The organism is Phenylobacterium sp. (assembly GCF_044372605.1).
Taxonomy (GTDB): Bacteria; Pseudomonadota; Alphaproteobacteria; order Caulobacterales; family Caulobacteraceae; genus Phenylobacterium.
The window spans coordinates 1-11,047 of the sequence record NZ_JBILRO010000097.1; the positions used below are offsets into that span (position 1 = coordinate 1).

The following is an 11,047-nucleotide window of genomic DNA, read 5'->3' on the forward strand; positions in this document are numbered from 1 at the left end:
ACATTTGATGTTGCTCTCGGGACCGTCATACATCAGGCAGTTCTGAACCTGCGCGGCCTTGGTCGTATCGAACGGAGCGCTGGCGACGACGATGTAGCCCGCGCCGCCCGAGCAGGCGACTTCCATATAGGTGCTGGTCTTGGTCTGGCCGATGCCTCGTGCCTGCTCCGGTATGCACTCCACGCCTGCCGTCTTCATCATCGGCTGAAGGAGCGCCTTGGGATTATCGTTCCCGGGAAGCATGCAGGGCGCTGACGGAGCCTGGCCCGGCGCTGGCGGCGTGTTGGCCTCGAGACAACTGAACGCCGAAGGCGCACCGGCCGCAGGAGCCTGAATGATGTAACCCATCGCACCGGCACCGCAGGCTACTTCCAAGTAGGAAACCTTGGCCTTCTTGTCCTCGCCGACCAGTCGGGCGTCGGATATCTGGCAGGGCAGACCGGCCGCAGTCACGACGGCCGGCGCGCGCGCCATGCCGGCTTTGCGCGCAGCCTCAGGGACTCCCGCCGGCTTCTTGGCCTGGGACACGGCCGCAGCGGGGACCATAAGCGCAGCCATCAGCGCCAGCGCCAGCCCGATTGCTCTAGGCGTCTTCACCGTTTGTCTCTCCTGGGTCGTGACCGTGGGGTCGTGAATTTCCGCGCACATAAGCGCTGTGACATGTCGCGGGTCAAGCTGCTGCGCAATGCCGACTGAAGTATGGCGCTGTTCCAACCACTTAGCGAAGCATTTGCGACAGCGCGGCCGCTCGATCATCGGACCATTGCAACCGACTCGTTACGCAGGCCGCACCTTGAGGTGGGCGCCTTCGATGTCGACGACCTCGACGTTTGTGCCTGCCGCGAGGCTCTCACCGGTCTCCAGCCGCGCCGCCCACTCCTTCCCGTCGATCGCAACCCGCCCCGCCCCATTGGCAAAGGCGACGACCGTCGCACCATGGCGCCCTAACAGACGACCGGACGCGTCATTGATGTCCGGGGTTGGCGATCCCGAGGTCTCGGGCAGGTAGCGCCGCGCTGCGAGGGTCGACGCCATGGTCAGAAGTGCGAACACCAGCAGGGAGGTCGGCAGACCGATGTTGGCGAGCGCAACGACCACCGCCGTCACCGCCGCCGACGCCGACGCCCAAAGCAGCCAGCCTGTCCCGGTCATGACCTCGATGGCCAGCAACGCCGCACCGAGCCCCGCCCAAACCCAGAACGGCTGCGCCGCCAGGAGATCCGTCACCGCATCCATGGCCTCAGACTCCCGTCGACGGCACGGCCGACCCGCCTCGACTGCGGGGCTGGGCGGGGCGTGGCGGCTGGGGATCGGCGTTGATCGCTTTCACAAGTTCGCCGATGCCGCCGATAGAGCCCACCAGGGCGCTCATCTCGGCCGGTACGATGACCATCTTCTGGCTCGGGCTTTCGGCCAGCTTGCCAAACGCCTCTACATACTTCTGAGCCACGAAGTAGTTGATCGCATTGACGTCGCCCGCGGCGATGGCGTTAGAGACCAGCTCGGTCGCCTTTGCCTCGGCGGCGGCGGAGCGTTCGCGCGCCTCGGCGTCCCGGAAGGCCGCTTCCTTTCGGCCCTCCGCCTGCAGGATCGCGGACTGCTTCTGGCCCTCAGCGACCGTGATGGCCGCCTGCTTCTCGCCATCGGCTTCAGTGATCACAGCGCGCCGCTCCCGCTCAGCCTTCATCTGGCGCGCCATGGCGTTGGTGATGTCTGGAGGCGGTTGCAGATCCTTGATCTCGATCCGAGCCACCTTAACGCCCCACGGGCTGGTCGCCTGATCGATGACATCGAGGAGCCGGGTGTTGATCTGGTCCCGTTGCGACAACACCTCGTCCAACTCCATGTTGCCCACCACAGTCCGCAGGTTCGTCATGGTCAGCTGCGTGATGGCAAAGTCCAGGTTGGTCACCCGGTAGGCGGCCGCCGCCGCATCCATCACCTGAATGAAGACAATGGCGTCCACCTGGACCGAGACGTTGTCCTTGGTGATCACGTCCTGGCGCGGCACGTCCAGCACCTGCTCCATCATATTGATCTTGCGCCCGATGCCTTCGACAAAGGGGGTAAGGAAGCTGATCCCGGGCTTCAGGGTTCGCGTGTAGCGACCAAACTGCTCGACGGTGTATTCCCGTCCCTGGGGCACAATCTTGATGGCGCCGAGAGCGACAACCACCGCGAGGATGAGGAAAACGCTGGCGACAATCAAACCCATGGCCCGGTCTCCAAATTTCAGGGTTGTAGTCTACCGGGAAGCCGCGCCCGACGCTACGGAAACCGGACGTGGCGGGGCGGCGCCATGCTCGCGCCGTGATCCACAGTCTGATAGCCATCCGACATGATCCGACACGCCCTCCTGATCGCCCCCCTAGCCCTTCTCTGTATGGCCGCGGCGCCGGCCCCCAAGGCCCCGCCCGCAAAGCCCGTCGCCAAGCCGGTCGCGACCAAACCCGCATCACCAAAACCTGCAACGCCAAAACCCGCATCTGCGGTCACGGCAAAGGGCGCTTTCGACGTCCAGAATCCACAAGGTCTGATGGACATTCTGGGCCAGGCCGGCGCCAAGGTTCAGACCCGGGCACGCGACGGCGATTCCGTGTTCGTCGCCGTGACCTCGACCACCGCAAACTTCTCCATGCAGTTTGCAGGCTGCAATCCGCAGGGGCGGGCCTGTCGCGCCGTACTGCTCGACGCCGCCATGGATAGATCGTCGGTAACCGGCGCCCAGATCAACGCGTTCAACCAGACCTCGGTGATGTGTCGAATCTATCAGGACCGGGGGGCCACGCAGCACGTGGTCTATTCGGCGATGCTGTTCCAGACGATGAACCGCGACGACGCCGCAACTCACCTCCAGGCCTGGCAGGGTTGCCTGGTGGACGCTCATGACTTCCTGAAGGACCCGGTAGGTTACCTGGCCAACGCCGCGTAAGCGTCAGGCGGCCTTGCGTGCTGGAGACATTGGCTCGGGCTGGGGCCGCGAGAATGTGAACTCGGCGTCGGTAGAAAGCTCCGGCGCGAACCGGTACCCCGCAACGTCGAATGATCGAAGGTCTGCCACCCGCTCGATGCGGTTGTCGATGGCATAGCGCGCCATCAGCCCACGGGCCTTCTTGGCGTAGAAGGAGACGATGCGGGCCTCGCCGTCCTTCTCTTCAAGAAATTTACAGGACAGTACCGGAAGGGTCAGAGCCTGGCGGTCGACGGCGCCGAAGTACTCTCCGCTGGCGCAGTTCACCAGGGTGGGATCGCCATGGTCACGGGCGGCCGCGTTCAGGGCCTCGGACACTCTGGGGCCCCAGAAGTCGTAGAGGCTTTGTCCACGCCGGGTCTTGATCCGTACGCCCATCTCCAGACGATAGGGCTGGATGGCGTCGAGCGGACGCAGCACCCCATAGAGCCCCGACAGGATGCGCACATGATCCTGGGCCCAGGCCAGGCCCTTGCGGTCCAGCTCGCGCGCCTTCAGCCCGGCGTAGACATCACCGTTGAACGCGAAGGCCGCCTGAACGCCCTCATCCGACCCGGGGTCGAAGGCCTGGAATCGCTCACGGTTGAGTTCTGCAAGGCTATCGGAGAGCGACATCATCCGCTTGAGATCGGCGACGCGCAGCCTGCGGGTTACCTTCGCCAGCTCGGCGACCTGATCGGTCATCTGCGGTGAAGTCATCGCCACCGTGTGAGGCGCCGCGGTGAAATCGAGGGATTTGGCCGGTGACAGTACGAACAGCATCCCAGCGTCTTACGGCGGCGCGCCGGGGTCGCCAACCACCTAAAACAGTACCCTCGGATTGAGAATACGCTTGGGATCCAGCGCCAGCCGGATCGCGCGCTGGGCAGCCAGCTCGACATCGCTCTTGTAGCGGGCACCTTCCGCCGTTTTCATCGATCCGAGGCCATGCTCGGCGCTGATCGATCCGCCCAATCGGGCCACGATATCGTGAACGATCCGGGATCCCGCGTCGCGGCGCGCGACATGTTCGGCGTCCGACCCGCCGTTGGGCCGCAACACATCATAGTGGATGTTGCCATCCCCCACATGGCCGAAGGCGGCGATGCGGGCGCGAGGCGCAAAGGCTTCCATCGCCTGGTTCGTCTCGGCCAGAAAAGCGGGGACCTGGCTGACTGGCACCGCTACATCGTGCTTCCAGGTGGCGCCCTCCGGCTTCTGGGCCGGCGACTGGTTCTCGCGGATCTCCCATAGCGCCCGGGCCTGGCTATCGGATTGGGCGACCACCGCGTCGCCGATCAAGCCGGCCTCGAGTCCAGCCTCTAGAAACCGCGCCATCGCGCCTTCCGCCGATCCCGGCTCGCCGGACGCAAATTCGGCAAGCACATACCAGGAGTGCGGCGCCGCGAGTGGGTCACGCGTGCCAGGGATATTTCGGAGCGCGAACTCCACCCCGAGCCGACCCATGAGTTCGAACGCCTCCACGGCCCCGCCCGTCTCGTCCTTGGCGCGGGTCAGAAGTTCCAGCGCCGCTTCAGGGGTCGCGACACCTATCATCGCCACGGCGCGCGAGGCCATCACGGGGAACAGCTTCAACGCCGCGGCGGTGACGACGCCCAGCGTCCCTTCGGCCCCGATCAGGAGTTGCTTCAGATCATAGCCGGTGTTGTCCTTGCGCAACCGCTTCAGGCCGTTCCAGACCTCGCCATTGGGCAGCACGGCCTCAAGGCCCAGCACCAGATTGCGGGTCATGCCGTAGCGCAGCACCTGGGTGCCGCCGGCGTTCGTGGAGACGACGCCGCCCACCGTCGCAGAACCCTCCGAGGCCAGCCCGAGCGGAAATCTGCGGCGCACGTCCGCCGCCGCTGCATGCACCTGCGACAAGGTCACGCCCGCTTCGGCGACCAGCACGTCGTCATAAGGCTCAACCTCGCGGATGGTCCGCAGGCGCTCTGTGGATAGCAGCACCTCCCCCTGCGGGATCTGTCCGCCCACAAGCCCGGTGTTTCCGCCTTGGGTGGTGATCGGCTGGCCGGCTTCGAAACAAATGCCGACCACGGCGGCGACATCAGCGGTCGATTTCGGAAGGGCCAGAAACGGCGTGGTCCCGACCCAGCGGTCGCGCCACTCCACGAGTTTGGGCGCGATCCGGTCAGGATCCTCGCTCCACCCATCGGGCCCCAGCACGGCTTTCAGGCGTGAAATCACATCGGCGGGAACAGGCGCTGTCATTCCCCCAATCTAGGACATTAGCGCTAACCTACAAACCCCGCCGCACGGCGCAGGCGATCATTGATGGCCTCGCCCAGCCCCTCCTGCGGGATGGGCGCAATGGCGATCGCGAGGGGGTTGGTGCGGTCTGCTGCTCGGAGATAGGCGAAGAGATTGGCGGCGGCTTCGCGCAGGTCGCCGGTCGGACTCAGATTCCACGGACCACGCCCTGCTGGTCCGAAGGCCAGCCAGGCCTCGCCGGGGACCGGCTGGAGCACATCCAGTCGGACTGGCGCGTCAGGTGCGTAGTGACGCGTCAGTCGGCCAGGGGAGCGCCTGGCGTCGCCGCCGGCCTCCGCCAACGGGCCAATGATCGCCTCGATCTGGTCCCGGGTTATCGCGCCGGGACGTAGCAATCGCGCATCGTCCAGCAAGGCGACCACTGTCGATTCAAGACCGATTGTGCAGGAGCCTCCGTCCAGGGCCACCGTCGCGGCCTCACCGGTCTCCTCGACCGCGTCGGTACAGGTGGTCGGGCTGGGGCGACCTGAGCGATTGGCGGACGGTGCGACGAGGGGCCCACCAAAGGCTGCGACCAACCTCTGCGCCATTGGATGCCGGGGAAACCGCACCGCAACGGTTTCCAGTCCGGCGCGAGCCAGATCACAGACCGCCGCACCATCAGAGATCGGCAACACGAGTGTCAGCGGGCCTGGCCAGAAGGCGGCAGCCAATCGTTCAGCCCGGTCATCGAACCGTGCGACGCTTCGCGCCATCGCCAGATCACTGACATGGGCGATGAGAGGATTGAAGGCGGGCCGCCCCTTGGCCTCGTAGACCCGAGCCACCGCCAGCGGATCAGAAGCATCGGCCGCCAGGCCATAGACCGTTTCGGTCGGCATCAGCACCAGACCGCCAGCCCGAAGTGCGGCTACGGCGAGGGCGAGCTGCGTTGCGCCGCGAGTACGATCCGCACCGTCACCTTCGCCGGAATCTGATCGGTGCTCGCCCATTCGCCCTGCCCTACCCCAAAGGTCGTCCGGTCGAGGGTGGTTACACCGCTGACCTCGGCCCTGTCGCCGTCGATCTTCAACCGGAACGGCAGGGTAAGTGGCCGACTTACGCCACGCAGGCTCAGCTGGCCTCGCGCCACGAACCGCCCATCGCCCGTCCTCTCGAACCGCGTCGCGGTGAACGTAGCCTTCGGGTGGACGGCGGTGTCGAACCAGTCAGCGGACGGCAGGCTCGCGTCGCGCTGCTCATCGCCCGATACCGCCGAGGCCATGTCGATGGAAACCGACACCCGCGATCGGTCGAGCGCATCGGGATTGAACTGGATGTCAGCCGTCCAGCGGTCGAATCGGCCCTCGATCGCCTCGCCGCTCCAGGCAGTGGCGAAAGTCAGGCTCGAGCCCCGAGAAACTTTCCACGCAATCGGTCCCGCATCTGGTCTCGGCTCCACTACCGTAGTCGCCGCCGCAGGCTCCGGCGGAATCGGCGCCTCTGGCTCAGGCGTAGCTACGACCGGAGCGGGCGCACTATGCGGACGCGGAGGGTGATAGGTGCGACCGAACGCCACGACGGCAAGCAGCGCGACCGGGATGGCCAGCAGTCGCAGATCAAATCGTCGGTCAAACCGCACGCCTGGCGTCATGCGAGGAAGAACGGGCGGATCGCCCCTGAAGATCTGATGCTTCAATGCGCCCAGCACATGCAAGGCGAGCAAGCCATAGGCGGCCTTGATGATCAGCTCGTGACTGACCTCCCCCGCCTGATGCCAGATCGCTCGCGCAGCCGGGGTCAGGTCGGCAAGGCCCGGCACGTGCGGCCAGGGCACGGCGCCGAACAGCAGGGTCGGCAACGCATACCGGCTGGCCGACACCGCAATCCAGCCGGTGATCGGCATGCCGATCATCACGCCGTAGAGTGCCCAATGCACAAAGTGAGACAGCCTTCGCTCCCAAGGCGTCAGGGACGCGGGTTCCGGCGGCGGCGGATGCAGCATGCGCCACGCCAGCCGGATCAGGCTGAACAGCAGGATGCTTATACCCAAGGACTTGTGTAGCTGGACGATCGCAAACGCTTCAGGCGTTCGGCCCTCCATCCGACCTGCCAGCACCACCTGCAGAACGATCAGCGCTGCGATCGTCCAGTGGAGCAACATGGCTCCGGTGGAGTAGCGAGCCGTGGCGAGGGTTCTCAGGTCCGTCATCGGGCTATTTCCTCACGAACTCGACATCGAAAACCAGGTCGATCTGATCATCTGCAAACACACGCGCTGCGGTTACACCGAACTCGGATCGCCGGATCCGGCCAGTGCCCGAGAACGCCATCCGCGCGCCGGAGCCGGCCGGGTCAGCTCCGACGCCCTTGAACTCTACAGCCAGCGCCACCGGTCGCGTAACGCCGTGGAAGGTAAGGTCACCCGTCAACAGGCCTATCCCCTCCGCATCTGTCGCGAGCGATGTCGATCGGAAGAGGATGACCGGATACTTGTCCGGCTCAAAGTAACCCAACACCGCCCGACTGAACGCGCTGTTGCGGGCCACGATGGATCTGGGGTCGACCGTGATCTCGACCTCCGTGTTCCGCCAGTTGCCTGGATCGTAGGTAAAGTCGCCCGACAGAGTGTTGAAGCGCATGGCATAACGCGACAATCCACCCATGAGTGGAATCCTGATCAGGAGGCTTGAGCTCCCGGGCTCGAGCACGTAGTTGCCCGCCGGCGCCCGGGTCGGGTCGCGATTGGTGGGCTGAGCAGTGATCGGGCTTGTGGCCACAAGCCACAGACCCAGACTCAGGAACGCAAACGCGCAGCGCAGCATTCGGATCGCACCCCCCCCGACCAATCCAACTGATACGCATAGGTGCGACGAAGAGATGGCGGGAATCTCACGGGCCGCTTCCGAACTTCTCGCGCAGAGGTTAGGAGACGGCAACAGTCAGACGAGATCCACATGACGTTCCGAGCCCCTGCCCGCGACCTGGCGTTCGCGTTGAAGACCATCGGCCACAGCGACCTGCTGGCACGCGCCTATCCGGATCTCGATGAGGACACGGTCCAGGCCGTGCTGGAGGCCGCCGCCGCCTTCACCGACAACGAACTGGCGCCGCTGAACCGCAAGGGTGACACCGAGGGTGCACGGTATGAGAACGGTCGCGTCACGGCCGCACCGGGCTTTGCCGAGGCTTATCATCGCTTCGTCGAGCAGGGCTGGAACTCGCTGTCCGCCGATCCTGAGCATGGCGGCCAGGGGCTCTCAAAGGCGCTGGAGCTTGCCGTGTTCGAGATGGTGCACGCTGCCAACATGGCGTTCGGCCTTTGCCCGATGTTGACCCAGGGCGCCATCGAGGCCCTGGCTCTCCACGGCACGGAGAGGCAGAAACGGCTGGTGCTACCCAAGCTGGTGTCCGGCGAGTGGACAGGCACCATGAATCTGACGGAGCCGCAGGCGGGCTCGGATCTGGCAGCGCTCACCACCCGCGCCGAGCCGGACGGCCAAGGAGGCTATCGGCTGACAGGCCAGAAAATATACATTACCTGGGGTGACCACGACGCGGCGGAAAACATCTGCCATCTGGTCCTGGCGCGCACCCCCGACGCGCCTGCGGGTGTAAAGGGTATCAGCCTTTTCCTGACCACCAAGAAGATGGTCAAGGATGACGGAACACTCGGCAGCCTGAACGATCTGCGCGCCGGGTCCATCGAGAACAAGCTGGGTATCCACGGCTCGCCCACCTGCGTCATGCTATTTGAGGGCGCTCAGGCTGAACTGGTGGGCTCGCTTGGGCAAGGCTTGCCCCATATGTTCGTGATGATGAACGCCGCTCGCCTGCAGGTGGGTGTCCAGGGCGTGGCCATCGCCGAGCGGGCGTTCCAGCAGGCGCTGGACTACGCAACCGAGCGCAAGCAGGGCCGGACGACCTGGGAGGCAGACGGCACCATCTACGGCCATCCGGATGTACGACGCACACTTATGCTGATGAAGGCCAAGATCGAAGCTGCGCGTGGAATCTGTCTCGCCACGGGCGTTCTGGCTGACCTCGCGAGGCTGGCCGAAACGCCTGACGATCGCACGGCGGCGAAGGCGCGGCAGGAGTTGCTCACGCCAATCGCCAAGGCATGGTCGACCGACATCGGAGTCGAGGTCGCCTCGCAGGGGGTTCAGATCCACGGCGGCATGGGATTCATGGAAGATACAGGTGCCGCCCAACACTACCGGGACGCACGCATCGCCCCGATTTATGAGGGTACCAACGCGATCCAGGCCATCGACCTGATCGGGCGCAAGGTGCGGCTGAACGGCGGCGCCACGATGCGAGCGCTTTGCGGGGACATGGCGGCCACGGCGCAAATCCTGACCGACGATCCCGAGCTGGCCCGGGTGGGTGAGCGGCTGACAGCTGGGGTCGCGGCCCTCGAGCGCGCGACTGACTGGCTGGTCGCCGCCGACAACGCCGCCGCCCTGACCGCGGCCACGCCTTATCTGAAACTGGCCGGAGAAGTCGTGGGCGGCTGGATCCTGGGTCGACAGGCACTCGCAGCCTCCGGGTCGTCGGATCCCTGGATGCAGAGCAAGGGCGCGCTGGCCCGGCTCTACGCGGGTCAGATCCTGACCCAGGCCTCCGGGCAGGCCGACGCTGTGGTCGAAGCCGATCACGACCTGGAGCGGACGACGGCAGCGGCGCTGGCCGGCTGATCCCCCGCATCCAGCGCGGCGTTCGCTGGCGGTTCATCTTTGCACGCTAGACTCACGACATTGTGGAGACTGTCGGGGTGTCGAAGTCAGACAAGATGCCGCCAGGTTCAAATACAGATCAGGCCTTCGCTGACGTCAAACTGACGGCTCACCAGCTGACGCTTCGCGGTATGCGAGTGCCGGTCGCCGCGCACTATGTGTTCAACGGCTTGGCTGCGTTGGCCATGGTGATGCTGGGTCACCCGCTCATCGCCTCGGTCGCCCTGGTGTCGGCCTGCGGGATCGACACGCTCCAACAGCACTTACTCCGACGATGGATCCGGGAGGGCACCGCCGCCGACGAACGCGTTGGCGCGATCAAGCTCGCAATGCTCTGTGTCGCACGGGTGGTAGCGTACACCGGACCGAGTTTCGTGATGGCGACCGGTGGGGGTCTAGCCGAGTTGGCGGTCTTCGCTTTGCAGACGGCGACCTTGATTGTCGTTGCGATGGGGGTCAGTGCGACGTCCCGTTACGCGTTCTGGGGCCTGTGCGCACCCCTGATCCTTGAAAGCGCGGCGCTGATCCTATTCCTGTTTGATCCCGTTGCGGGCGGCGCGGTGATGCTCAGCCTGTTCACGCTTTCGTTCATCATGATCCTGGTCGCCGAGAACATGGGTCGCACCACCTCTACCTGGCACGCGGCGTTCCTGGCCAACAGCGACCTGGTCGATGATCTGGCCAAGGCGCGCGATCAGGCCGTCGCGGATCGAACCGCCGCCGATGCCGCGCGAGAGGTGGCGCGGCGCGCCAATGCCGCGAAGTCCAGCTTCCTGGCCACAATGAGTCACGAGATCCGCACACCCATGAATGGCGTGCTGGGAATGGCCGAGCTTCTCAGGCGCGATGAGACCAACCCTGCGCAGGCCGAGCGACTGGCGGTGCTGATCGACAGTGGCGAGTACTTGCTCTCGATCCTGAACGACATCCTGGACATTTCCAAGATCGACGCCGGCAAGATGGCGCTGATCACAGCGCCAGAAGATGTCCGTGCGATCCTGGGCGCCGTTGTAGGCTTCTGGCGTCCTCGCGCTGATGCCAAAGGCGTGACGCTGAGCCTCCACGTCAACGATGACGTCCCCGACCGATTGATGATCGATGCCCTACGCCTGCGGCAGGTCGTGTTCAATCTGGTGGGCAATGCCCT

Annotated in this window: 10 protein-coding genes and 1 pseudogene; 3 read left to right on the plus strand and 8 right to left on the minus strand. The window is 65.2% G+C overall.

Annotation, left to right across the window (positions count from 1 at the left end; all coding sequences use genetic code 11):
• The 3 genes and pseudogenes from ACIQ42_RS09645 to ACIQ42_RS09655 all read right to left on the minus strand — a co-directional run.
• Positions 1 to 597, minus strand: a pseudogene (locus ACIQ42_RS09645) (hypothetical protein); the annotation flags it as partial.
• 180 nt (positions 598 to 777) lie between these two features.
• The gene (locus ACIQ42_RS09650) at positions 778 to 1,236 is read right to left on the minus strand and encodes an NfeD family protein (protein ID WP_397421987.1); all 459 of its coding nucleotides are present in this window, start codon (positions 1,234 to 1,236) and stop codon (positions 778 to 780) included.
• Positions 1,237 to 1,240: 4 nt separating this feature from the next.
• On the minus strand, positions 1,241 to 2,215 hold the full coding sequence (locus tag ACIQ42_RS09655) for an SPFH domain-containing protein (protein WP_397421988.1): 975 nt from the start codon (positions 2,213 to 2,215) through the stop codon (positions 1,241 to 1,243).
• A gap of 123 nt (positions 2,216 to 2,338) precedes the next feature.
• On the opposite strand from ACIQ42_RS09655, the gene ACIQ42_RS09660 reads away from it, so the two are divergent.
• Entirely contained in the window at positions 2,339 to 2,932 is a 594-nt protein-coding gene (locus ACIQ42_RS09660) for a hypothetical protein (protein WP_397421989.1), read from the plus strand.
• 3 nt (positions 2,933 to 2,935) lie between these two features.
• Here ACIQ42_RS09660 and yaaA read toward each other — a convergent pair whose 3' ends face one another.
• The 5 genes from yaaA to ACIQ42_RS09685 are packed head-to-tail and all read right to left on the minus strand — an operon-like array spanning position 2,936 to position 7,986.
• Positions 2,936 to 3,733: a peroxide stress protein YaaA gene (gene yaaA, locus ACIQ42_RS09665; protein ID WP_397421990.1), complete on the minus strand. Its 798-nt coding sequence runs from the start codon at positions 3,731 to 3,733 to the stop codon at positions 2,936 to 2,938.
• Between the two features lie 39 nt (positions 3,734 to 3,772).
• Complete coding sequence (locus ACIQ42_RS09670; RefSeq protein WP_397421991.1) at positions 3,773 to 5,182, minus strand: FAD-binding oxidoreductase; 1,410 nt, start codon at positions 5,180 to 5,182, stop codon at positions 3,773 to 3,775.
• 23 nt (positions 5,183 to 5,205) lie between these two features.
• Positions 5,206 to 6,174, minus strand: coding sequence for an L-threonylcarbamoyladenylate synthase (locus ACIQ42_RS09675; protein ID WP_397421992.1), 969 nt, complete (start codon positions 6,172 to 6,174; stop codon positions 5,206 to 5,208).
• Positions 6,093 to 7,373 (minus strand): YceI family protein, encoded by a 1,281-nt coding sequence (locus ACIQ42_RS09680; RefSeq protein WP_397421993.1) that lies wholly within the window; start codon positions 7,371 to 7,373, stop codon positions 6,093 to 6,095. The genes ACIQ42_RS09675 and ACIQ42_RS09680 overlap by 82 nt, the downstream gene beginning before the upstream one ends.
• Positions 7,374 to 7,377: 4 nt before the next feature.
• Entirely contained in the window at positions 7,378 to 7,986 is a 609-nt protein-coding gene (locus tag ACIQ42_RS09685; protein WP_397421994.1) for a YceI family protein, read from the minus strand.
• Between the two features lie 132 nt (positions 7,987 to 8,118).
• Between ACIQ42_RS09685 and ACIQ42_RS09690 the strand changes: the two genes are divergently transcribed.
• Positions 8,119 to 9,861, plus strand: a complete 1,743-nt coding sequence (locus ACIQ42_RS09690) for an acyl-CoA dehydrogenase (RefSeq protein WP_397421995.1) — start codon at positions 8,119 to 8,121, stop codon at positions 9,859 to 9,861.
• A 77-nt stretch (positions 9,862 to 9,938) separates the two neighbouring features.
• Positions 9,939 to 11,047, plus strand: a 1,109-nt coding sequence (locus ACIQ42_RS09695) for a histidine kinase dimerization/phospho-acceptor domain-containing protein (protein WP_397421996.1), incomplete at its 3' end; no start/stop codon positions are given.

Bases quoted from the DNA above. Each gene is read 5' to 3' on its own strand.
- ACIQ42_RS09650 (WP_397421987.1), bottom strand. From the start codon at position 1,236: ATGGATGCGGTGACGGATCTCCTGGCGGCGCAGCCGTTCTGGGTTTGG.
- ACIQ42_RS09655 (WP_397421988.1), bottom strand. From the start codon at position 2,215: ATGGGTTTGATTGTCGCCAGCGTTTTCCTCATCCTCGCGGTGGTTGTC.
- ACIQ42_RS09660 (WP_397421989.1), top strand. From the start codon at position 2,339: ATGATCCGACACGCCCTCCTGATCGCCCCCCTAGCCCTTCTCTGTATG.
- yaaA (WP_397421990.1), bottom strand. From the start codon at position 3,733: ATGCTGTTCGTACTGTCACCGGCCAAATCCCTCGATTTCACCGCGGCG.
- ACIQ42_RS09670 (WP_397421991.1), bottom strand. From the start codon at position 5,182: ATGACAGCGCCTGTTCCCGCCGATGTGATTTCACGCCTGAAAGCCGTG.
- ACIQ42_RS09675 (WP_397421992.1), bottom strand. From the start codon at position 6,174: ATGGGCGAGCACCGATCAGATTCCGGCGAAGGTGACGGTGCGGATCGT.
- ACIQ42_RS09680 (WP_397421993.1), bottom strand. From the start codon at position 7,373: ATGACGGACCTGAGAACCCTCGCCACGGCTCGCTACTCCACCGGAGCC.
- ACIQ42_RS09685 (WP_397421994.1), bottom strand. From the start codon at position 7,986: ATGCTGCGCTGCGCGTTTGCGTTCCTGAGTCTGGGTCTGTGGCTTGTG.
- ACIQ42_RS09690 (WP_397421995.1), top strand. From the start codon at position 8,119: ATGACGTTCCGAGCCCCTGCCCGCGACCTGGCGTTCGCGTTGAAGACC.